17 protein-coding genes are annotated in these 23,090 nt (G+C 58.0%); all 17 read right to left on the reverse strand.

The genetic code is table 11. The features are described 5' to 3' along the window. Positions 1-80: 80 nt before the first annotated feature. The 17 genes from Mal15_RS11900 to tssK all read right to left on the reverse strand — a co-directional run bounded on the left by Mal15_RS11900 (position 81) and on the right by tssK (position 22,938). A complete protein-coding gene (locus Mal15_RS11900) occupies positions 81-1,439 on the reverse strand; it encodes an SHD1 domain-containing protein (protein ID WP_147867960.1) in 1,359 nt (452 codons plus the stop codon). 61 nt (positions 1,440-1,500) lie between these two features. Further along, positions 1,501-3,402, reverse strand: a complete 1,902-nt coding sequence (locus Mal15_RS11905; protein WP_147867961.1) for a WD40 repeat domain-containing protein — start codon at positions 3,400-3,402, stop codon at positions 1,501-1,503. Positions 3,403-3,498: 96 nt separating this feature from the next. Continuing rightward, entirely contained in the window at positions 3,499-5,436 is a 1,938-nt protein-coding gene (locus tag Mal15_RS11910; RefSeq protein ID WP_147867962.1) for a serine/threonine-protein kinase, read from the reverse strand. Between the two features lie 61 nt (positions 5,437-5,497). After that, the gene (gene tssH, locus Mal15_RS11915; protein WP_147867963.1) at positions 5,498-8,293 is read right to left on the reverse strand and encodes a type VI secretion system ATPase TssH; all 2,796 of its coding nucleotides are present in this window, start codon (positions 8,291-8,293) and stop codon (positions 5,498-5,500) included. Between the two features lie 45 nt (positions 8,294-8,338). After that, positions 8,339-9,484 carry a type VI secretion system baseplate subunit TssG gene (gene tssG, locus Mal15_RS11920; RefSeq protein WP_147867964.1) on the reverse strand — a complete coding sequence of 382 codons (1,146 nt, stop codon included), beginning with the start codon at positions 9,482-9,484 and terminating at the stop codon, positions 8,339-8,341. Continuing rightward, positions 9,448-11,289, reverse strand: coding sequence for a type VI secretion system baseplate subunit TssF (gene tssF, locus Mal15_RS11925; RefSeq protein ID WP_147867965.1), 1,842 nt, complete (start codon positions 11,287-11,289; stop codon positions 9,448-9,450). Before tssF ends, tssG begins: the two co-directional genes overlap by 37 nt. Continuing rightward, on the reverse strand, positions 11,286-11,780 hold the full coding sequence (gene tssE, locus Mal15_RS11930; protein WP_147867966.1) for a type VI secretion system baseplate subunit TssE: 495 nt from the start codon (positions 11,778-11,780) through the stop codon (positions 11,286-11,288). The genes tssF and tssE overlap by 4 nt, the downstream gene beginning before the upstream one ends. Next, positions 11,781-12,587: a type VI secretion system accessory protein TagJ gene (locus Mal15_RS11935; RefSeq protein ID WP_147867967.1), complete on the reverse strand. Its 807-nt coding sequence runs from the start codon at positions 12,585-12,587 to the stop codon at positions 11,781-11,783. A 201-nt stretch (positions 12,588-12,788) separates the two neighbouring features. Then, positions 12,789-14,369, reverse strand: coding sequence for a type VI secretion system contractile sheath large subunit (gene tssC / locus Mal15_RS11940; RefSeq protein ID WP_167546752.1), 1,581 nt, complete (start codon positions 14,367-14,369; stop codon positions 12,789-12,791). A gap of 140 nt (positions 14,370-14,509) precedes the next feature. Beyond that, a complete protein-coding gene (gene tssC, locus Mal15_RS11945; RefSeq protein ID WP_147867969.1) occupies positions 14,510-16,009 on the reverse strand; it encodes a type VI secretion system contractile sheath large subunit in 1,500 nt (499 codons plus the stop codon). Positions 16,010-16,076: 67 nt separating this feature from the next. Then, the gene (tssB, locus tag Mal15_RS11950) at positions 16,077-16,595 is read right to left on the reverse strand and encodes a type VI secretion system contractile sheath small subunit (protein WP_147867970.1); all 519 of its coding nucleotides are present in this window, start codon (positions 16,593-16,595) and stop codon (positions 16,077-16,079) included. Positions 16,596-16,726: 131 nt separating this feature from the next. Continuing rightward, entirely contained in the window at positions 16,727-17,875 is a 1,149-nt protein-coding gene (gene tssA / locus Mal15_RS11955) for a type VI secretion system protein TssA (RefSeq protein WP_147867971.1), read from the reverse strand. 57 nt (positions 17,876-17,932) lie between these two features. Next, positions 17,933-18,655: a sigma-70 family RNA polymerase sigma factor gene (locus Mal15_RS11960; protein WP_167546753.1), complete on the reverse strand. Its 723-nt coding sequence runs from the start codon at positions 18,653-18,655 to the stop codon at positions 17,933-17,935. Next, on the reverse strand, positions 18,652-19,059 hold the full coding sequence (locus tag Mal15_RS11965; RefSeq protein ID WP_147867973.1) for a hypothetical protein: 408 nt from the start codon (positions 19,057-19,059) through the stop codon (positions 18,652-18,654). Before Mal15_RS11965 ends, Mal15_RS11960 begins: the two co-directional genes overlap by 4 nt. 11 nt (positions 19,060-19,070) lie before the next feature. After that, positions 19,071-20,756, reverse strand: a complete 1,686-nt coding sequence (locus Mal15_RS11970; RefSeq protein WP_147867974.1) for a type VI secretion protein IcmF/TssM N-terminal domain-containing protein — start codon at positions 20,754-20,756, stop codon at positions 19,071-19,073. Between the two features lie 22 nt (positions 20,757-20,778). Next, the gene (locus Mal15_RS11975; protein WP_147867975.1) at positions 20,779-21,417 is read right to left on the reverse strand and encodes a DotU family type IV/VI secretion system protein; all 639 of its coding nucleotides are present in this window, start codon (positions 21,415-21,417) and stop codon (positions 20,779-20,781) included. Between the two features lie 60 nt (positions 21,418-21,477). Further along, positions 21,478-22,938, reverse strand: coding sequence for a type VI secretion system baseplate subunit TssK (gene tssK, locus Mal15_RS11980; RefSeq protein ID WP_147867976.1), 1,461 nt, complete (start codon positions 22,936-22,938; stop codon positions 21,478-21,480). Positions 22,939-23,090 lie beyond the last annotated feature (152 nt).

Here is a 23,090-nt window from a genome sequence, read left to right on the forward strand (position 1 = left end):
AACTCGTTTGCAACACTGTTTCTGCACCGAACCCACGGCTACCCCTCACCTTCTTAACGACGTTTGGTAGATCTGGGGTCCTATTGGATTGCATTCAGCTCAAGCATGAACTGCTCGACCTCACGCATCGCAGGCTGGCCCTGTTTGATTTCTAAGAGACCGGCGCGTCCTCGTGTTGGCATGATTGTCCCTGGACCACCAAATGCTTCCCAACTGTCGGCAGCAACACTCTCGGTAAGCAGATGGATGAACGAACTCGTTTCGGGCACTGGAAGCTTCACGGCAAACCGTTTTGAGGAGAGTGTCTTCTCGGCTTCATTCGAATCCATGACGATGAGCTTTTTGCCGTCCTCGACCCAAGTGCAGTCCACCTGCGAGAGCAAGAGGTCGAGCGCATCCTTGGCGGAAACGCTTTCCAGGTGAATGCTGCTTTTGTATCGAGTCTTCGACAGATCCAGTCCCACTTGAGAGAGTTTCGCCGACGGCTCGATGGGGACGTTGATCTGTTGGCTGATCGAGTCAAGGATCTCAGTGATTGGGGCGGTTTCCATGGACACGGTGACAGCGGTCAAGTCCAAGCGATGCTTGTATACATTTGGCATCGATTTGATCTTCAGTGTCTTTGCGAGCTGGCGGTGGACATCGGGAGATTGTGTGATGACATATTTATCAACGAAGTAGGGAATTGCATTCACCGTGCCTCGGCCACCCAGATGCTCCCAGCTTTGCGGAGATACCCTTTGACTGAGTTGTTGGATGACTGCGTCGCGGTCAAAAAGAGGTCCCGCCCCGCCCCGCCCTCGTGGCGTCGGTATGCGATAGAACCTTGTGTCAGCGAAGCGTCTTTCGAGTGCTTCCTTGGAAGTCAACACGAGCGCGGTCTGAGTCGTGCACCACGACAAATCGAGGCCATTGAGCGCATCATCCAATTGGTCTTGAAGGCTTGCGTGCCCCTTGGCGAGATTCACCTGCGTCTCGGTACCAAACCCGATGCTTTCCATTGCACGGATGTCGAGGAACACAGGGATTGGTAGTAACTGCTGGAGTTCGGTGAGTCCGATTTCCGCGGACGGCAACGGAGCTGCTAGGAGTCTTTTTGCAATTGCGATGTTGGTTGCGACGGGCGTGCGTTTTGTCCGCGGCGTGGATCCCGCCAAAAAAGCTCGATCTTGAGCGCTCAATCGTTCGATGGGCACAGAGATGTCTTTCCCATCCTTCAAACGCAGCTTCACCTCGCCGTTGTCCGAACCAAGCAATTCCGCCGTCACTGAGAATTTCCCGGTGACGTCGCGCCAAACCCGAGTGCTGGGATCTTGCGCATTTGCCTGTGCGGCAGCAACAAGGAACAAAGTGATCGACGCGATGACGCAGTGTTTAGCTGCCCGAAAATGCAGGTGCCGTATTCGTGCCATTCTTTCGTCGATCGCTGGGATTCGCATGACAGGATTTTCTCGTGCTGGTGGGGGGGCGGGTTGTACCGTTTTCGGATCGCCACGATACTTAAAGATCAGGTAGCGCCAACACCTCTTTAACGCCCGGCGGCAAGACACTCAGGAAGACTAGATGTTGATGAGCACTGCGCAAGCGATCTCTTGCCTCAGCTGACGTGGGACGCATCTTGCATATCCATGCACTGTGGAACGCTATTGCAAACCATTCTTCCGCTTCGAGTCCTTCATCACTTTCTTCGAGTATTTCATCACAGCGTTGCTGGTGCCACGACGCTCGCGGGCGGCCAATGTGAGATCTGTAGGCAAGTGCACTGTTTGGGAGATTCGCCCCCGCGATCGGTGTCGCATCCCAAATCCTCAGGGTTTCGTCTTCGCCACAAGACGCGAGTCGCCGTCCATCATGGCAAAAATGAAGACTGGTAACCGCGCCCTGATGACCTTGAAGGCTCAACAGTTCGCTTCCACCAATTCCCACGCCGGAGTCCGGGGTATCGCGATCGACTTCCCTTAGCTCCCAGAGTTTGATTGAACCATTGCGATCCGCTGAAGCGAATCGGTTGCCACCATGATCCGAGGCGATACTTGTCACCGCGGTTTTGTGCCCCGCGATTGTTTCGAGTTCACGCCCAGTCTTTGCGTCCCAAACAACCAGAGTCCCCTGATTGTCCCCGGTCAAAACAAGGTTGCCTGATGCGTTGAAACAAACACCGGTGAATAATGTGGGTGAAGAGGGATGCAGACTCGCGATGATGGAACGCACATCAAAGGTCACCAGTTCTTTGCCGGATGAGACATCCCACAACCGCATCGAACCGTAGTTGATGGTGACTAACTCGCTGCCCGACGGGCTAAAACACATTTGGTAGACGTTGCCAGTCTTTGACCGATCCAACGCTCTCAACTTTCTGCCCGTTTGGACATCCCACACCAACAGGCCATCCTCGCCTGTTGACGCTGTCGCAATCCGAGAGCCCTGAGGACTCAATCTTACCATCACGTCGCTTTTTCGTTGGATGTCGGCTCTTCCGAGCACCGTTTCTGTATGAGTGTTCCACCACTTGACGACATAGCTGAGTCCCGGTCCGGTGTGCTCGGTGGTGGCAGCGACGCAAGTACCGTCTGAGCGATAGGCGAGGTCACGAATCTTGCAAATTTGCCCCAGCGGTTTGCGCGTTGTCTTAGGATATTCGAACTCTCGAAGATCATATTGATTGAGATCGAGCTCTGTGATTGTGCTCGAGTCACTCAGAAAGGAAATTGCTTGCTTATTGGGGCTGAAACCAAGGCAGCCGCGAACTAAATGCGGCTGAAAATCACGCGAGTACTCATTCGTCTTGAATTCGACATCGCGCATGACGACGGCTGTCTCGTCGCCGCCGACCGAGTTCCAGATCTTCAGCGTTTGGTCCTGTCCCCAAGAAAGGAGGCGGTGGCCATGCGGACTGAAGCAAACTCCATTGACCGGTCCGTCGTGGCCTGCAAGCAATCTCAGCAGCAAATGTCCGCTCTCATCCCAAATGCCGATCACTCCATCGAAGCCTCCCGCGGCGATGAACGATCCGTCTGGACTGATGGAAACCGAACGAGTCTCCCCGGACTGAATCGTTGTTCGCTCAGTTCCCGTCACCAAGTTCCACAGACTTATTCCCCTGGCTGACGAACTCGCCACGGTAGTTCCGTCTGGACTGAAAGACAGGTTCGTTGCCGCGCGGACGTCAAGAATACTTTCAACAGTGCCTTCCTCACTCGTTGCTTGTGCGTTCCACAGCTTTAGTCCATTGGAGTTAGCCAGTGCGATGTATTTTCCCTCGGGGCTGAACCCAACGTAGTGACTGTAGGCGACATTGAACAGGTCTTTCATCCCCGCGTCTTGTCCGCCGAACCTTGCGAATTCTTCCCCCGTATCGGCACTCCATATGGTGATTCCGTCGTTAATGTTGTTCGCTGCCAAGTACTTCCCATCCGGACTGAATTGCACACAGGGATTGCCTCGAAAGAACTTGCTGAGCGTCTTGATCTCAATTTGTTCTGCTTTGTCCCACTGCTCTTAAAAACGTTCTCCGTCAGAAGAATTGAGGTTCCAGATCGAGATTACCCCGTCACCTGAAATCGAAGCAATCCGTCGTCCATCTGGGCTGCAGGAAACGCTGACACTTGCCCCCTCGCGACGAATCAGAGACTTTCCGGTGATCGCATCCCAAATGATCAATTCATTCCTCGATCCGGAAACAATTCGTTCGCCGTTGGGGCTGTAGCATGCCGACAGCACGGGGCTGGTGTGGCCGTACAGTGATACTTCACTACCTCGAAATCGCCTGTTGCAGTAGTGCCATTCGAAGTTGTCTCGGTATTCAGCGGGAATCTGATGCAACACACGTCGCGCCTCCCCGGCTCGTCCGGCATCCCAACGGGCATTGGCCAGTTGAAACTTTGCTGCGGCAGCCTCCGCTTTTGCAAGCTCCTCATTTTCATTTGCCCGATTCGCCTCCAGCCTTTTTTGCTCCGCCTCCGCGTCTGCCCGATTTCCCTGTTCGATGGCTCGGCGTTCGTTGGCTTTTGCCTGTCGATAGTTTTCGCGTGCGAGATGCCACATGGTCCCCGTGCCGGCCAACCCAGCCAACAGCAAACAAAGCATCGTACTGGCTGCTAGGTATCTCACTCGGTGTTTGCGGAAAGACTTCTGAAGCTGGTATTTGAAGCTCGGAGGCCTCGCTTCGATTGCTTCATTCTTTAGGAAACGCTGAACATCATCGGCCAAAGCCGCCGCAGTGTCGTACCTCCGATTTCTATCTTTCTCCAAGGCCTTCAATGCGATCCAGTCGAGATCGCCCTTAAGAATAACGGTCAATCGTCGTGGATCCGTTCGACGCTGTTGGGATATCCCCGTGAGGGCATCCCCCGAATCGCTCAGCCGAATGCTGGGACGAGGAGGATCCGCTTCTCGGATCAAAGCCAAGATGCGGTCAAAGGCGTTGCAGCGGATTTCGTCCGCAGTAATCGGGGTGGAACCGGTCAAAAGTTCGTAAAGAACCACCCCCAGAGAATAGACATCCGTCCGCGTGTCAATATCCAGAGAGCTCAACTCAGCTTGCTCGGGACTCATGTAAGCAAGCGTCCCCACAATTTGGCCGTGTTGAGTGAACAGCGTTCGGTCGGTTAGTCGGGTCGCTGCGTGCATTGCTTTGGCCAAACCGAAATCAATGACTTTGACCGTCGGCTTTCCATCATCCAGCGTCACCAACACGTTCGACGGCTTGATATCCCGATGCACGATCCCTTTTGCATGAGCGTGCTGGATGGCGCGACAAGTTTGAACAAAGAGTTCCAATCGATCTTCGGGCGAAAGTTTGTTCTTGTCGCAGTGTTCCGAGATCGGGACCCCCTTGACCCACTCCATGACAAAGTACGGCCGACCGGTATTCGTAACACCGGCGTCAAACACTTTTGCAATGTGTTGATGCTCCATCATCGCAAGGGCTTGCCGCTCGGCCTCAAAACGAGCCAGAATTTCTTTCGTTGGTGTGTCGGTGTTGATGACCTTGACTGCGACGCGACGGATAACTGGTTCGGTCTGCTCGGCCAAAAAGACTTGTCCCATTCCGCCACGCCCCAGGGGCTGCAGAATCTTGTACGGACCGACACGCGTTAGAAGCTCGATTTCTTTTGAATTCGCGATGTCTTTCGACGCGAACGCCGTTTCAGGCAATTCGTCAAAGGTCGATGACCGAAGCCGCTTCCTAACGGAAGTGAATGCCTTGGCGACCACTTCTTGTTGATCTGAAAATCGAGCTTCGTATTCCACCGTCGACGGCGGTTGGTGACTCTTGAAGCGATATTCCAATTCGATGTCCAAAAGTGATCGCAGCAATTGGACTCGGTCACCCGTCTTCAACTCGGCCAACAGCGACTCAATTGGTAATGGATGGCCGTCACGCCACGATGCTTCAAAGCGATCGCACAGCTCTTCAAATTCTGATTTGCCCACGGTCAAGTCTCGGGGGAGCGTCTAAGTCGGTGGCCGATAGCCTTGGCGGCTTCCGCTACGATTACGCGGGCGGGTCTTCGCTGACGACGTTGTAGACGAATTCATCGTCTTTCATGTCGATCTCGATCTCGGCGATCGATGCACTGGTGGCCAAACTGGACAGGACTTGCGAAGACAGTTCCGGTAGCAGGGACTTGTTCAGGATGTGATCGACGTTGCGAGCCCCCGTGTCGACTTCGGTGCAGCGGGCGCGGATGCCGTCGACGACCGCGTCGGTGTACGTGAACCGTGCACCATAGCTGTCGGCCACGCGACGTTGCACCTTGCCCAGCTTGAGCCGCACGATCTTGCTCATCACGTCGTCGCTGAGGGGGTAGTACGGGATCACGCTCGTTCGTCCCAGGAATGCCGGTTTGAACGTCTTCAGTAACTCGGGGAAAACGGCTTCCAAGAAACCGTCGGCATCGGGCATCGTTTCATCGTCGGCGCACAGGCTCTTGATCAGGTTCGTCCCGGCATTGGTGGTCATGATGATGACGGTGTTTTTGAAATCGATGTCGCGCCCTTCGCCATCTTTCATGCTGCCTTTATCGAAGACTTGATAAAAGATGTCTTGGACTCCGGGGTGCGCCTTTTCGACTTCGTCCAACAGCACGACCGAATACGGCTTGCGGCGCACCGCTTCGGTCAGCACACCGCCTTCGCCATAACCGACGTAGCCGGGAGGCGATCCCATCAACAGCGAAACCTTGTGTTCCTCTTTGAATTCCGACATGTTGATCGTGGTCATGTTTTGCTCGCCGCCGTACAGCAGGTTGGCCAGCGTGATTGCCGTTTCGGTCTTGCCGACGCCGCTGGTACCCGCCAACAGGAACACGCCGATGGGCATGCGGGGGTCACGCAACTGGGCTCGGCTGGTGCGAATGCTCTGGGCGATCCGATCGAGCGCGTGTGATTGTCCGACGATGGATTCCTCCATCAGATCTTTCAGGTTCAGCACGGTATTGATTTCGTTGCTGACCATCCGCCCGACGGGGATGCCGGTCCAGGCGGCGACGGTTTCCGCGATCGCACTGGAATCGACACAGGGAAACAGCAATGGTGTTTCTCCTTGCACCTTTTTGAGTTCCTTTTCCAAGGCCACCAGTTCCTTTCGCCACGCCTGAAGCTGCTCTTCGGTCGGCGGTGCAGGCTCTTCTCCGGCCGCTTTGTCCGGTACTTTTTCGGCGGGTTTCGCATCCTTGGCGGCGGCGTTCTTTTCCTTCGTCGCATCCGCGGGTGATTCCTGATTCTGTTCCGCCTTCCACCGTTCGGGCGAGTCTTTATCCAATCGCTTGCGGAGGTCAATGATTTTGGCCAGCAGCTCTTTTTCGGTTTCCCATTGCTCGTTGAGCGCGACGAGCTGTTCCTCCACCGCGGCCTTGGCTTCTTCGGCGGCTGTGATGTCATCAGAGTGGTCCATTCCGGTTTGTTCTTCGCGGCGGAGGATGCGTAGTGATACGTCCAGTTGGTCGCGGCGGCGGGTGGCGTCTTCGATCGCGGGCGGCGTCGCCGATTGGCTCAATTGGATCCGCGCACACGCGGTGTCCAGCAAGCTGACCGATTTGTCGGGCAGCTGGCGTCCGGTGATGTAGCGATTGGACAGCTTGACGGCCTCGACGACGGCGTCGTTCATGATCCGGACGTGGTGGTGGCTTTCCAGCGTGTCGACCAAACCACGCATCATTTCGACTGCCGTCGGTTCGTCGGGTTCATCGACCTTGACGACTTGAAATCGTCGTGCGAGTGCGGCGTCTTTTTCGAAGTATTTTTTGTATTCCGCCCAGGTCGTCGCGGCGACGGTGCGCAATTCCCCCCGAGCGAGCGCGGGTTTGAGCAGGTTGGCCGCGTCGCCTTGCCCGGCCTGTCCGCCGGCGCCGATCATGGTGTGGGCTTCGTCGATGAACAAGATGATCGGTGTCGGAGAGCCTTTGACTTCGTCGATCACCCCGCGCAGCCGATTCTCGAACTCGCCCTTCATTCCCGCACCGGCTTGCAACAGCCCAAGGTCCAAGGTGCGGATGCGAACGTTGCGGATCGATTCGGGGACATCGCCGGCGGCGACCCGCAGGGCGAACCCCTCGACGACTGCCGTTTTGCCGACCCCCGCTTCACCGGTCAGAATGGGATTGTTCTGTCGTCGGCGGGTCAGGATATCGATGATTTGGCGGATTTCGGGATCGCGTCCCAGCACCGGGTCGATCTGTCCGGCTTCGGCGCGGCTGGTCAAATCGATCGTGAACTGGTCCAGCGAGGGCGTTTTCGTCGGTCCGGCGGACGGCTTGGTCGGGTCGGTCGCTTGACGAGGTGCGGCCGCGCCGGCCGCCATCGGGACCTGGGACTCTTCGCTGTCGGCCAGCAGCGTGCCGAAATCTTGAATGATCGCATCGCCGTTGATTTCATCGAACTCGTCCGATGCGTCGCGGGCCAGCGGTCGCAGCGTCGTGGAGGTCAACAGCGCGACCAGCAGGTGTCCCGAGCGGACTTTGGCGACGCCGTGATCGACCGAACCGAACAACCAGGCTTCGCGAATCAGGTCCACGACGTTAGGAGACAATGCGGGCGGGCGACCGTTGCCGGTCTTAAACTTGTCGATCGCTTTGTTCAGGTCGGCCGCGAGTGCACCGACATCGACGCCCGATGCCTTACAAGCGATCGTAAAGTCGGATTTCTCGTTCTCGGCCAACTTGAGCAACCAGTGCTCGATTTCGATGTTGTAATTGGTTCGCGACAGACACAGTCCAGCCGCCGCTTCGAGGGCGCCACGGCAAGTGTCGTTGAGTTTTCCGACGAGTTCTTTCAGGTTGATTTGTGCCATGGTTCAGTCAAGCGTCGAAGGACAGAGAGGGAGACATCATATGTTCTAGCGTGTCGGCGCACCGTCGTGGTGAAAAACCGCGTCGTCGCTGTCATGCACCGGTGGTTTGCTGCAAAGCCAAGTGTTCCAGCCCAGGTAAGGTTTGACTTGGGTCGATTCGTCTGGCCCGGTGAACGAGGATTCCGAAGGCAATTCACAGACCGGAATTTCGTCCGCGAGCAAGATGACTTGCAGGTCGAAATCGAATTCCAGCCCGACATAGCTGCGGATGAATTGACAGATCCGCACCAACGAATGCCCGGTCGGCATCAAACTTTCGAACTGCTGCCAGGTGACCGGTCCGATCTGAATACGAAACTTTGAACTGGGGTCCCAAGTCCGGTCGCCCATGATCGTGTCGACGCCCATTTGGCAGTGTCCGTCCAGCCGCCCCAGCCGTGATCGCTCGGGGATCGGCAACACCAGCCATTGCCCGAACAGTGACAGCACCTTGGCGGGCAACTGCAAGTAATCGGACACCATCTCACGCAGCGACTCGGCCGTCGGCCGATCGACGAACTGGCCGCCGTAGTAGACGCAGGCGTCGTCGGAGGATTCCAAACGATTGCGAACCTGTTTGGTCCCACGTCCGACGATCGATAACAGGGCTTCGCGAATCAGGTCGGATTCGGGACGCGAGTCATGAATCGCATTCTCGAATCCCGCGGGCAAGAAGTACTTTTCCCACGCCCGGTAGAAGAACGACAACTGACGGTGCGAAAAGATGTCAAAGAAGTCCCGCATCGCGGTGTCTTTGTTGTGAACCCGATCGATCACCAGCTGGGTGTAATGATTCGGCAGCGCGCCGGCCGGACCGATCAGCCCCCAAAACGCGACTTGCATCTCCCACGGTTGCCTGGTCGTTTCGACGGAATCGTCGTCCTCTGTTTGCCGGGGTTGCAGCGCCACGATCTCACTGGGGGAAAAACCGAGCGATACATCCGACCGGAACCGCACGGCTTCTTCGGAGATGTTGCTGACCGTTCCCAGGCGGCCGCGGCGGGGACCTCGCCCCAGCGACAAGTCGTGATCCATGCGCGACAGCGCACCGGTCAGCAACAACCGAACGGCCTGAAAGAAACTGAACTCATAGGGCTCATCGACAAGCCGCTGTTTTACAGAAACGTCTGTCTTCCGGATCGCGCCGGCCATCGGGCAACCTCTTGCTCTCGCAAGCTACTTCGTAGCGAGGTTCGGGTGAATGAATTGATCGAAGCGTACAGGGACAAGAACCGCTCAAGCACCATGCCCAACAGATACGCTCCGCCGCTGCTCAAGCGTTCTTCGTCGATCACGATCTCCAGGTCCAAACCGCGGCAAAGGGTTGATCCGCCGGACGGGTTTTGACACCGCGCCACGCCGGGGCTGCACTTGACCGAGCGAATCGAATCGATGCGTTGCTGCGAGTCGCCTTTGCCGATGTAGTCGTACAGCCCCAGAATCTCTCGCAGTGCCGTGGCTCCTTCGTCGGCGTCAAACAGCGACACGTGCCCGAGCGACAAATGGCTGATCATCCGCCAATAGGTGCCTTTCTCCAGCGGCGGTCGCAGCGTGATGCGGGGCTGCGTGACACATTTGGGCGGCTCCAGCGGTCCGCCATGGACCAACTGCAATTTCGGACGGCCTCCGCCAAACTCCAATCGTTGCGGCAGATTCCGGCTGGTGCAAAGCGCCCGCACGTCCAGCACAGTTCCATCGGTTTGATCAGGCTGGAAATCCAGATCGACCAGCGACAAATACACTTCGGTCGCCAGATCCTTGGCACCACCGCTCTGCCCGGATCGACGCCGATGCAGGTGATAAAATCCGCGCCGCAGTCGTTGTTCCCCGGCGTGCCGGACCGAGTAAAACGGGTGATAAACCTTTTCGTCGCGGTTGGAATCGATCGCCGTGACGCTGGTGATGTTGTGGACTTCAAAGGCGCGCGGCTGGCGAGCATCGGGAATCACGCGATACTCCGGCATCGCATGCGTGACCCGAATCGGTTCGCAACGTTGTTCGAACAGATTGACCATCGGGGTACATCCGATCCGAATCGTTTCCGGTTCGACGAACTGTTCCACCGCACCGACATGGCGTTTCATCAACACGTACAAGTGCAGCGATCCGCCAAAACCCTGAAGGTCCTCTTTCGAAATGCCACGGATGTCGAAGAACATGAACTTTTCAGGCGCCGCGAAGTATTCCGACAACAATCGGTAACCGCTGAATGTTCTCGGTTGCGGCGGAAAAATGCATTCGTCGGTTTCAAACCCGATCGGGTAGATCGAATCGGCCGATAATCGGATCGGTTTGGGATCGGTGGGGGAACGGGCCAGCAGGACTTCGATCGAATCGTTATGAATCAATTCGTAGAAATCCATAGCGGCGTGAGAGATCCCGCGAATGAAGAACCGCAGCGACGTCATCTCCATCGTTTCGAACGCAATCGCTTCACGAAAGCTCTTTAGTTGCACGTGCAAAACCGATTCGGCCTTGGGCAACAGCGGCGATGGGGGCGACTGGAAGGGCTGTCCCTTGTAGGCGGCCGTCGCGACCTTGTAGGGAAACAGCGTGACCGGGTACACGGTCCGGTACTGGCACGCACCGTCTTCGGTCGACTCGGTTTCAACGCCTTCCCCGGCCGGAATCGTGTATCCGCCGACCAGTTCCGCCTGTCGGGGATCGAGCGCAAACTGCACGACCGCGGTCGACGGGATCGGCGACAGGTAGTGCGGATACAGCACGCCAAGCATCGCGTGCGTGATTTCGGGGAAGTCGTCGTCCAGTTTCAGCCGCGTCCGCGCCGACAGCAACGCGAACGATTCAATGATCCGCGAGACGTGGGGGTCTTCGCTCAGGTCGTCGCCGAGCCGAAGCCGGGCGGCGATCTTGGGATGCTCCTGGGCGAACTCGGAACCGAAGCGGCGCAGGTATTGAAGTTCCTGGTTGTAATAAGGCAGCAATCGATCCGTCATCGGCGAACTCCACGCACGGAAAAATCCCCACTGGTCGCATCCAGTTTACTGTCATAAATCACCGGCTCGGGAGCGGGGTCGACTTTCAACATCGCGTCGATTCGAAACCGCAGTGCCCGATCGGTCGGGTCGCTGGTGTCGGCCAGCCGGACCTGAATGTTGATCAAGCGAGGTTCAAAGGTTTCGATCGACCGCAAGATCATGCGACGCAGCATCTCTTGCTGTTCCCGCGATCCGGTATTGATGCCGACGCAGTCGGGAATGCCGTATGCGAACAGCGAACGATCCAGTTCCTTCAGGTCATCGGGCCAACTGGTGGCGCGACAGCGTGTGTTCAACAATGATTGCAGATCGCGGCCCACGCTCTCTTTCATCTGCTGCAACACCTGCGTCCGGTTCATCGGCGCTTCGGTCCGGTTGTGGGGCTCCCAATCGATCAGCCGATCGAGCACGCTGGGGATCAGGGGGCGGTCATTGGGGACACGCGACATTTACTCACCACGCCGGATCGATTGCAGTTCCAACATCGGCATGTCCTGGTCGCCGACCAGCAGCATTTTTTGGCCGCGTCCACGAACGATCCCCTGGCCCGAATCCACCCAATCGGTGCCGCGACCGAGTTGCAGATTGGCGTCGGTCGGGCCGTCTTCTTCCGGTTCCAGATAAATGGCCGGCAGGTACACTTCGCCGTCGGGTCCCGATTCGATCGACAACGACGCTTGTCGCCAGAGCAGATCGAAGGGGCGTTTGGGCGGATGGATTTCCAAATCCAGGATCTGGTTCCAATCGACCCAAAAATATTTGCCGGTCGTCGTGTGGACCTCCAGGACCGGGGACAACAGGTCATCTAAATCGCGAAGGTCATCGACCTGCTTGTCATTGACCTGGACCGGTTGGTTCAAATTAGCCGTTTCGACCAGCGGTTCGATGGCCGCCGCGGCACCGGGGACGTCGCCGGATCGATACAAGGTCAACGCTTGCAGGTGGGCTTTGAGCTTTTCCGACGGTTCCCCCAGGAACTCCGGCACGCGGCCTTTGAAAAAGCACTCGCGACGGGCCAGTTCGGCACGCACCAGTTGTCTCAGCAACGCCGCGCCGATGGCCGCCTGGGCGTCCTGGTTCGACACGGTGTCAAGTTGCTTGTCGGCGCGATCGAGGTTCCCGGCGATACAGGACAGTTCGGCGAGTTGAAACCGCAGTCCCACGTCGGCCGGCTTGGCTTTCACCATCGCCAGTGACGCGTCCACCGCCTCGCTCAGCCGTCCCGCTTCGTACAGCTCCATCGGAGTGTTTGTCATGGTTGAATGCCTCTGATTGACGGTGAGCAAAAGTGAGGGAATTGGGTGTCGGAGATTAATCGGAGGTCGGCTGGACAGAGTCACTTTGACGTAGCTACGCTCACCAGAGCGTGGAAAACCCCGGGGATCCACCTTCTGGCGAAGGTAGCTACGTTCGACCGGCGATTCACTATGTTTCTTGTGGAATGTGGCGCTATCCAGCTACGAACGTCCGATTCGCGTTTGCAGCCGCACACTGCCGACCATTTCATCGAGTTCGTAATGTGGCGCCAAACGCATGATACAGTAAAACGAGCCCGGTTTACCGGGGTCGGGCTGGACCGTGATGCTGGCTTCGCGAAGCGGTTTGCGACTTTTGACATCGGCGCTTGCTTCGCGATCGGCGGTGACATATTCGATGATCCAATCGTGTAGCAGGCGTTGCAGTTCTTCCGCGGTGGTGAACGATCCCATTTTCGTCCGGCCGATCACCTTGATGTAGTGGGCGAAGCGGGAGACCGTCAACATGTACGGCAGCATGGCGCTGATTTTCGCATTGGTGTTTGCGTCCGCGGTGTCGTACTTTTTAGGGCGTTGCAGCGATTGTCCGCTGGCAAACACCGCCATCGGTGTGTCTTTGCAGTCGCAAATCGGCAGCAAGCCCAGATCGCTGAGTTGCCGTTCCAGCGAATCGGTGACGGCGATTTCGGTCATCGGTCGCGGGATCACGCCGGGGGCGTCGGAGGGGAAGCTGAGCGCCGGTAAATCCGACACCAATCCGCCGCCTTCGAAATCTTGACGCAGCCCGCGGATGTCCGCCAACCAACCGCTGGTCGCGAACGAACGCATCAAGACCGATGCATAGGCATAACCCGGATTTCCCCACAAGTAATGCCTTCCTCCGGGGCTGAAGACGTCTTCGCGGAACACGAATCGATCCACGCGGCTGCCGTCGTCCTCGTAGGGCCCCCGCATCAGAATCCGGGGCAACACCATCCCGATGAAGCGAGCGTCCTCGTCGTCGCGGAGCGCATTCCATTTCAGGTAGTCCGGCCGCGACAGGCGTGACTCATGATCGCGCGTGACCTGCAGCTCGGTAAAACTTTCCAGATCCAACAGTTCCGGACTGGCCGCCAGCAGCACGGGACAAAACGAACTGGCTGCGACGCCCGAGAGTGCTCGCAGGATCGACAAATCATCGGTCGGATGTTCTGCCGAAACGCGTGGATGGATGTCGTAGTCCCCGATCAGGACTCCGAAGGGTTCCCCTCCCGGCATGCCCAATTCTTCTTCGTAGACCTTCTTGAACAACGCACTCTGGTCGAATTCGACGTTGCGTTCAAAGTCTTTTTCCAGTTCTTTCCAGCGAGCCGACAGCACCCGCACCTTGATCATCGGATCGCTTTCGATGTCCGCCCGCCGAACCAAGAATGCCAGCCCGCGCCAGGAGGATTCCAGTCGCTGGAACTTGGGGTGATGCAAGATCGCGTTGATCTGGTCGTTGAGCAACCGATCGATCTCGGCGATGTCGGCTGCCAATCGGGCGAGCAGCGATTGCTTGTCCCGTAATCGTGCATCCCGGCTCCAATGCTTGCCGAACCAGCACTCGAGCGCCTGCTCGACACCCGTCGCGGCTAGAAACTGGTGCAGCGGGGCTGGCGCTGAATGATTGGGCCGGGACGGCGCCCGAGCCGTTGTCTGGTCCGACTCCGCCACACCGGCTGACAAGACTTGCTCCAGCAGCGACTCCGCGAGCACTTCGGTGAGGGGCGATCCATCGGAGCGGAACTGGGCAGGCGACATCGTGGCATGCTCGTGGCAATGGTGGTGGACGAACCTTCTAACGTAGCTACCTTCGCCAGAAGGTGGATCTTCCATGGTCTCCACACTCGATTCGAGCGTAGCTACGTCAAAGGACTGTCAGGCACAGCCTGACCTGCGTCTTAACCCAGCTTCGGGATACTGGCGACCATTCGCATGCTGGTTGTCAATTCTTCCATCTGCAACCAGGGTCTCATCCAGGCGACCGCGTTGTAGGAACCCGGTTTGCCCGGGATTTCCTTGACTTCGACTCTCGCTTCGGCCAGAGGGTAGCGTGCCCGCACGTCCGAGGGCGGATTGGGGTCGCTGGTGACGTAGTTGTGAATCCACCGGTCCAGCCACGCTTCGCAGTCGCTGGCTTCCATGAACGATCCGATCTTATCTCGCCCGAGGACCTTCAAGTAGTGCGAGAACCGGCTGGTCGCCATGATGTAGGGCAGTCGAGCACTGATCGCGGCGTTGGCCGTCGCTTCGGGGCGATCGTACAACTTGGGTTTCTGGGTCGTCTGGGCGCCGAAGAAGACCGAGTAATCGGTGTTCTTGAAGTGACACAGTGGCAGGAAGCCCAGATCGCTGAGTTCTTTTTCGCGTCGGTCGGTGATCGCGATTTCCGTCGGGCACTTCAAGTCCATGTCACCGTCATCGGCTTTGAAGATATAGGACGGCAAGCCTTCGACCTTGCCGCCGTTTTCCACGCCGCGGATGGTCGTGCAGAAACCGGTTTTGGCGAAGGCATCGGTCAGTTTCGCGCCCATGACGTAGGCCGTGTTCATCCAGCAGAACTCGTCGTGTTCGACGTGGATGGATTCGCCCTTCTTGCCGACCGGCACTTCTTCGTACGCGAATTCGTCGATGGTCTTGGTGTTGGCACCATAGGGCAACCGGGCCAGCGTTCGCGGCATCGTCAACACGCAGAAGCGGCTGTCTTCGCTTTCGCGGAAGCTTTTCCATTTGGTGTATTCGGCCGACTCGAAGATCCGCGCCAAATCACGCGGTTTGGACAGTTCGGTCCATTCGTCGAAGCCGAACAACTGCGGCGCGGTCGCGCTGATGAACGGACAGAACGCCGATGCGGCGACGCCGCTGATGTTGGTCAGCAGGTCGACGTCTTCGGGGTGATTGGTGAATTCGTAATCGCCGATCAAGGCGCCGTAGGGCGCACCGCCGGGGGTCCCGAATTCGTCTTCGTAAAGCTTTTTGAACAGCTGGCTTTGGTCGAATTCGACCGCGCGGTCCATGTCCTTGAACAACTCGCGTTTGCCGCAGTTGAGCACGCGGATCTTTAACGACTCGCCGGTTTCGCTGTTCATCACCAGGTGGTGCAGCCCACGCCAGGAGCCTTCCAGTTTTTGGAACTTTTCGTTGTGCATGATGGCGGCGAGCTGGGTGCTCATTTTGGCATCGATGCCCGCGATCGCGGCGTTGATCGATCGCATGACGTCCTTGTCAAACGTGACGGTCCCCTTCAGGGCTTCTTCGGTCAGCGTTTTGATCAGCTCTTCGGCGCGCGAACGCTCTGTTTTTTTGGTCGCCGCGATCGCGGTTTCCAACAGACTGACACTCTCTTCGGTTTCGGTCGTTGCCTGCTGTTCCGCTTGGCCTTCAGTTTCACCGGCACTCATGGCAAGTTGACTCCTCACATCGGGGGATTGATTCAGAATGGATTGAACGACGAGGGGGGGGCGGTTTCTATTCTGCCGCCGGCTCGTCGGCGTCGACGCCAAGCTCGCCGGATAGCTGTTTCAGTTGATCGCTGTTTTTGAGCACTTGCTCCAGCACGTTTTCCAGGTCGTCGCTGCGATCAATCTTGGTGGCCAAGTCGCGGAGCTTGTCGCGAGTTTCCATCAACTTCTTCAGCGGATCGACTTTGTCGACGATGTTCGCCGGTTCGAAATCGTCCATCGATTTGAAGTCCAAGTTGACCGACATTTCGCTGCCATCGCCGGCCAGCGTGTTTTCGACGCGCATGTTCAATCCCGGTGTCATCCGTTGCAGCACGTCGTTGAAGTTGTCGCGGTCGATCTGGATGAACTTGCGATCCTTCAACGGCTTCAACTTGGTCGTCGGGTCACCCGAAAAATCGCCCATCACGCCGACCACAAAGGGCAACTCTTTGACGACCTGTGCACCTTCGGTTTCCACCTCATAGGTGATGTGAACACGAGGCTTGCGAACACGGTTCAACTTTTGTTGTTGGCTTTCGGCCATCTCATCATCTCCAGACGCGCGATTTGTAAGCTCGAGCACGAGCCCCGGTATCATTCGGTTTTAAGTCACCGGTCCCCCCCAGGCAAGCTTCACCAGCCGACCGGGTGACAAGAAACCAGTGAAAAACGGTTTCAATCCTCATCGTATTCATCGTCCTTGACCGGAATCCCCGTCCGCTCGGACAGGTTTCGAAGAACACTCGAGTCTTGGATTAATTTTTGCAGCAACGTGGGCAAGTCCATGCGTCCGAACTCGACGGTTTGCTGCAACATGTAGCTGACCGGCGAATGCGGCTCGGTCTTGCGGAAGAACTCGCTGGCCTTCATCAACATCCGAAACGCATCCTCGCGGTTGTTAACCTGGGCCTGTGCCAGATCGACCTGAGGTGCGGCGTTGGAAGTCAGCCCCGTCGCCGACGCCTCCGCGTCCCCTTCACCACCGGCATCGGAATCGCCGGACAACAGGTTTCGCGTCAGGTTGGAAAACGCTTGCTGAATCGATTCCAAGGTGCGTCGGATCTGGCTGCTCGGTGGCGTATGGTCCTCTTCGTCTCCATCGACACGGCACTTGTCTTCCAGCGTCGCCGTCAATTCTTTAAAGGCCTCGATCGCCTCGGCGATGTCTTCCTCGTGTTGTCGCAATTGGTCCAGGTCGATTTGGCGGACCGCGTTGTCAAAGTCCCCTTCGGTGACCTCCCCGCCACCGCCGCCGGTGGTCGCTTCGCGATAGGCCGCAAAGGTCAGCGCGCCGTATCCGGGCAGCAGCGGGATCTCCTCCAACGGCGCGATCAAGGTCCCCGCTCCCTCCAGGCCGTTCAGACTGGTGATCTGGGAAACGGTGTCCAGGTATCCGTCATCCTCGTCGTGCGGCGGGTAAATCCCCTCCCAAAACGTCTCGCAAATCTTGTTGACCAATCGAAACCCGTCCCGCGCGCCGGCATAGCCGTTGCGTCGCGTGTTGGCCTCGATCAGCCACGAGGCGACCCACAGGTCTTTGGAATGGTTGGCGATGATGTCGACACATTGGTCCAGCACGACCCGCCAATCCGGCGCGCTGGGGACTTCGACCGCCTGCCCCTGCTCCTGCAGCGCGGCCAGTTCGTCTTCGTCGTACATCGCGAACTCGCGGATCTTTCGTTCCGCATTGACCGCTTCGGCCCGGGCGTCCTTGGCCCGCTGAAACCGCTCGAAATCGCTGCGACGCAAATACTGCCCGCTCGGCGAATCGTCTGAAATCGGAGCGATCAGCTGATCAAAATCAAGTGTCGGTTCGGATGCCATGATGGACTCTCGATGCCGTAACGGTGAAGGTTTCTACTCGGTTAGCGGAGAACGCAGTCAATCGTTACCACTGCGGCGCAGACTTTGTGCCATTTGGTCCAAACTCTTCGCATGGATACGACTCGCCCAACTCTTGCTGATCCCAACGCGTTCGGCAGCTTCGGTCAGCGAAAAACCCTCGAAATAGATCGTCGAGATCAATCGTTTTGCGTCGTTGGGCAGCTCATCGACCAATTTGCGTAGCGTTGTTTGCATTTCGCGGTTTGCAACGACCTTGCTGGGGATCTCATGCTGGTCGGCCGCCTGGGCCAAGACGTTCGATTCGGAATCTTCATCACCGCTGGCCAGATAGACGATCGCCAACCGCTCGGTCATCTTGCCCAACCAATCGGCATCCTCGCTGGAATTGGATTTTTCGTCAGCGTTTTCTCCCTGGGAAGATTCACTGCGCAACACGTCCTCGGCCATGTCGCGAAATCGCAATCGCCGCAACCGCGCGCGGCTGGTCCAATTCATCTTGGACACCCCGTCGTAGATCGCCCCCCGGACACGGTAGTAGGCGAACGTGGTGAAGCGGGTGCCGCAGTCGGGGTCGAATTTCTGGGCCGCTTCGGCCAAACCCAACTGGCCATAGGCGATCAAATCGTCCAGATCCATCGGGATCGGCAGCGAGCGGTGCACACGCATCGCCAGCGAATGCACCAACCCCTGGGCTTCGTTGATCAAATCGGCCGGCGATTCTCCACCGGCGGATGATTCATCGCTCGATTGGGCGTTCACGATTCCGCTCCTAAAGAGTTCCATAACCGCTCGATGCGACGACGACTTTGTTCATTGGACCACAACGCCCCGCCGACTTCGTCATACAGCTCTGCCGGTAGCTGGCGCGACCGCACCCCCAGGCGATGCTTCAGGACCGCCTTGGCGATCAAGACGAACAGCCCCGGATCGATCGCATGATCCTGATGGCGAATGCGGAACCTGCGGAGCGTTTCGAGCAACTGCTGGGAATTCTCTTGATTCCGCACGAGCGTCTCGCCCAACACCTCTTGTAGCAGCTGCTGATTCTGCGTCGGTGTCAGTCCCTTTTGGCCCTGGGGCCGCCCCTGGGCGCCGCGTGATGCGTCATCGTCATCGCGGTAACGCGTGTAGGTCCCGCGCGACGGTGAAGGCTGGGCTGACATCGGACGCTCGTTTACTCTGCGTTAAAGTACCAGATCAATAGTCCCACGATCGTCGCGACCAAGGCACCGTTGACGACCATCAAGATGCGGACGCCGGTCTGCATCCGATCTTCTTCGGCCAATGCTTCGCTGCCCCATTCCAACTCTTCTTCTTCGTTGGTCGCCTTCTTGAACACGCTGGCGAGAAACGCTTGGCGATCCGGCATCGCGCCACTGGCAACGAAGTAGCAACCGCTAAACAGCAACGGTTCATTGTCGCTCAGGTGCGGCCCGGCGGCGTTGATCGCGTAGGCCGACTTGATCAAATGGGCCAGCCGCGGTTGGAACGTCGACCGGATTCGGCACAGCAGCGAATACAGGTGTCGGTTCCCCGGCTTGCTCAGCCCGTCGCCTTCGCGAAACAGCAGGTACGACCAGTCTTCGAATGCTCCGCAGGCATGTTTGACCACGGCGTCCAACTGCGGCGCCGTGGGCAGATTCCACAACCCGTATCCTTTGCCGAAACGTTGCACCGACGAACGTTCCGCACCGACGCGTCGCACCAGTTCGCGGAACCCGGTTTCCAGTTCCATCGAATCGACCACGTGGGTCACGCTGCAACGGACTCGCAGTGCTCCGCGAAGGCAGGCCAAATCGGCCTTGAGGGCGATCAGGATTTGATTGACCATGTCTTGCGAGCCGTCGGCCAAAAAACGGAACGGTGTGGAAACGATCACGCCGTTGATCGGGCACAGCGGGTCACGCAAGCGCCGAAACAACCGGCACAGGTACGCCAACCGCGCCGTCGCCATGCTGGCATCGCTGGGAGTCAGGATCGCGCTGGCGATGCCACCACCCTGCGGCTGCATCGGGTTTTTGATCCCGCCGGAAACGTCACCCACCATCATCGTGCCGCGCATGTCCGCGCCCTGGTTCTGCGGGGGCACGGGGATGTTCAGCCCGGCAATGGTATTGCGGACATCGGCCGAGTAAGCCGACGGGTTGCCGGCGGCCGGAGGCATCGGCGGACGCATCGCCGCGGCGGGGGATTGCCCGATCGAACTGATGTCCATCGTGCGATCGGCCTGGAACGGCTGCGGCGCACCGGGCATCTGTCCGGGCACGATCGTCGAATCCCGTGGCGAACCGAGCAGTTTGCTCAACTGGCAGCACTCGGTGCACACCACGTAAATGGCTTGCTGGTTGGCGAACACGTGAATCGGTGCCGGACCCAGCGGAGCGCGTACCGGGAATTGAGTGTTGGACGTCGCCATGAACGCGTTGACCGATTCCACCGTCCCCGGGCCGGCGATCAAGAAGATCGGCGTCTCGGACGGATCGATCGATTGTTCCTCCATCGCCCCGAGCGCCGTTTCCCAGGCGCGGTCGATGTCGGGAAACGCCGACGGTTCGCCCTCCAGCCACAACTTGAGCGCAAACCAAACAACGACCGGGATCGCCACGACCAGGGCAAAGATCGCCGGAAGCTCACGCCAGTAGAAGCTGGCCTTCTGTTCGGTCTGGTCGGTGTAAAAACGAATGATCGCCCAAACGATGGCGACGATCAGCAACCCGAAGAACAGCAACCATGCGGCCCGCGCCTGCAGCGACAGCCCCAGGATGCGTTTGGGCGAACTGATGACGCTGCTGGGAATCCGCGCCAACAGACGAAACGGGTACAAGACCGCATCGACAAAACTGCGTATCGCGCTGCCCATCTTTATCGCCTCCTCTCGACACTCATGGCCACACCAACATTTTTCCGATTCCGACGGCGACCGCGGCCAACAGCACGCAGCAGATCACCGAACTGATCAACAAGTACTTTCCCTCCAGCGGCGGTGCCCCTTGGCCGGGACGACCTTGTTCCAGGATCGGCGGACGGCCCTGCCCTAATTGAATCGCCATACCGGTCCGGCGGGCCCATTCATCCAGCGAAGCCGGCACGCCGAAGTGTTCGTGTTGGGCGGTCGCTTCGGGGTCTGCGTAAAGCCCGCGAAACCCCAACACGACGCAAACGTAAAACACTTCCAACGCGTCCTTCTGAGGCAACTCGGTCGCCTTTTGACTCTGTTCGTAAAACTTGGAAAACGCGCTGGTGCTTTTGAAGATCTGAAACTCCAACCGGTTCTGTTCCCACCAATTGCTGCCGTCCCAAGCCGCTTCGATCAACAAGTCATCGACCCAGGCGACCAGGGCATACTTGGCTAGCTCCCAATCGGGACGGCGGCCGAGCATATTTTCGGCATTGTCCAATAACCCTCGGATCTTCGCGCTGATGTCCTCCGGGCTCGGACTCTTGTTCGCCTCGATTTCATCCACGACGGACGAAACGTACATGAAGACGGGGTCGACGGCGGCGGCGAATTCAGGCGACATAGAGGAAAAGGGTTGATCCGAGGCGAAAGTGGGGCGCGCAAGCTGCGGCGAATCGGGGTATCAGTCTTCGGCGGTGGGGACGGCGAACAAACTTAGCTTAAGCGTGGCGTCGACGCCTTGATCCTTGATCTGCAGCTCCTTCTTTCCCTGCAACGTTGCCAAATTTGCGATCAACGCCTCCTTGAAACGGACGCCCAACCGCGGTGAGTCGTCCGAGCGCAGATCTTCCCACGCCGGCCCGCTTTTGTTGACGCTGTAAAACAGCCAGTTGTCGCCTTGTGGAAGCGCCCGCGGGGCTTTCGTTTCGGTGATTTTCAGTCCGTCTTGCCGAAAACGGAACATGAAATCGACCTTCTCGCTTTTGCCCAACTTCCAATCCAACCGACCGATCTCCAGCAATTCACGACACTGGGCCGCCGTGATCTGCTCGTACTGAACTCCAATGTACCATTCCCAGCCCTTGCTCATCCATTTCTGGTCCAGCGAAACTTCCTGCCCCTTGCCGGCGCCGATGAAGTCGCGTCGCTCGAACTTGTATTCCTGGACTTCGGTGATCAGTGTGCGAATCTCCTCCAGGACCCAGCGGAAGATTCGCGCCAGGTCGTCGTGGTCGTACATCGGGATCTCACCCGGGCGACGGTCGGAGCGAAAGATGGAAAGCGATCCGACGATCCGACACAGGTCGGTGTACGCGACGTGCGGATGCACCCCCCGGGCAAATGCCAACGACCGCAGCGATCCGTAGCCGGCGTTGAGCGCGGTCAACATCAGCAACCGGTTCATGTCGCCGGCCTCAGGCGCCCCCTGCATGATCCCGCGGGTGATGACCTGTGAACTGAGCACCTCGATCTTTTGACCGATGATGTCGTAGGCGGCGCGGACATAGTCCCGCGCCAATTCCGGCCAGGCATCACAGCCCAGCACCGGCGGAATGTAGTCGCTGTCCAATTCCGGCGCGGCCTCGGCGGCACCGGAGCGTTTGATCCGAGCGATCGGCAGCGTTTCATAGCCGGCCAGGTTGTCCGTTCCTAACAGAATCTGAACATTCAACGTCCGCAGCGAAATCTCTTGCTCGTTTCCGCCCGCGTTTTCATCGGCGACCGTGCCGGGAAGTCCGACAAAGCGATGCTGTCCGCCTCGCTCGGGCAAGGTGTTGGGGCGTCCGAGTCGAAGTTTGGGGACGGCCAAGAACACATCGATCGATTCGACCTGATCGAACGCGTCGGACAAACTTCGCTTGACCGATCCACCTGTTTTACCCAAATCCACTCGGTCGGGTTGTTGCGCCGAATCGATCCAAATCACCGTGCCGTCGCGCAGTCGCGCCTGACATTCGCTCAATTCGAACTGACCGTTGGCGATCGCTTCGCGGCTGAAACTGATCTGCCGAAGGCCATAGTTGTATCCGTGATCGAGCGCAACATGCTGTCTCGCATTCTCGTCGATACTTCGTTCGGCGGCCTGCATGTGATGGGGCCGTAAAAACATCCCCTCTAACCAAGCAACACTCTCGTTGTGCATCGCTGTAGTGTTCTCCTCACCGGGGGCGTCTGTAATCTGCCATCAGTAATCGCACCGTTGCCATCAATTCCACTGTGCTCAGATTCACTGTGCTCAGATCCACTGTGCTCTGATACTCTAGCAGGTGTCGGGTATCGTTCCCACTAGGTAAA

It is taken from the genome of Stieleria maiorica (assembly GCF_008035925.1).
Lineage (GTDB): Bacteria > Planctomycetota > Planctomycetia > Pirellulales > Pirellulaceae > Stieleria > Stieleria maiorica.

Coding starts and splice junctions, on each gene's coding strand:
- Mal15_RS11970 (WP_147867974.1), bottom strand. CDS start 20,756: ATGGGCAGCGCGATACGCAGTTTTGTCGATGCGGTCTTGTACCCGTTT.
- tssB (WP_147867970.1), bottom strand. CDS start 16,595: ATGGCCGAAAGCCAACAACAAAAGTTGAACCGTGTTCGCAAGCCTCGT.
- tssF (WP_147867965.1), bottom strand. CDS start 11,289: ATGACGGATCGATTGCTGCCTTATTACAACCAGGAACTTCAATACCTG.
- tssE (WP_147867966.1), bottom strand. CDS start 11,780: ATGTCGCGTGTCCCCAATGACCGCCCCCTGATCCCCAGCGTGCTCGAT.
- tssC (WP_167546752.1), bottom strand. CDS start 14,369: ATGTCGCCTGCCCAGTTCCGCTCCGATGGATCGCCCCTCACCGAAGTG.
- Mal15_RS11965 (WP_147867973.1), bottom strand. CDS start 19,059: ATGTCAGCCCAGCCTTCACCGTCGCGCGGGACCTACACGCGTTACCGC.
- tssC (WP_147867969.1), bottom strand. CDS start 16,009: ATGAGTGCCGGTGAAACTGAAGGCCAAGCGGAACAGCAGGCAACGACC.
- tssA (WP_147867971.1), bottom strand. CDS start 17,875: ATGGCATCCGAACCGACACTTGATTTTGATCAGCTGATCGCTCCGATT.
- Mal15_RS11975 (WP_147867975.1), bottom strand. CDS start 21,417: ATGTCGCCTGAATTCGCCGCCGCCGTCGACCCCGTCTTCATGTACGTT.
- tssH (WP_147867963.1), bottom strand. CDS start 8,293: ATGGCACAAATCAACCTGAAAGAACTCGTCGGAAAACTCAACGACACT.
- tssK (WP_147867976.1), bottom strand. CDS start 22,938: ATGCACAACGAGAGTGTTGCTTGGTTAGAGGGGATGTTTTTACGGCCC.
- Mal15_RS11900 (WP_147867960.1), bottom strand. CDS start 1,439: ATGCGAATCCCAGCGATCGACGAAAGAATGGCACGAATACGGCACCTG.
- tssG (WP_147867964.1), bottom strand. CDS start 9,484: ATGGCCGGCGCGATCCGGAAGACAGACGTTTCTGTAAAACAGCGGCTT.
- Mal15_RS11935 (WP_147867967.1), bottom strand. CDS start 12,587: ATGACAAACACTCCGATGGAGCTGTACGAAGCGGGACGGCTGAGCGAG.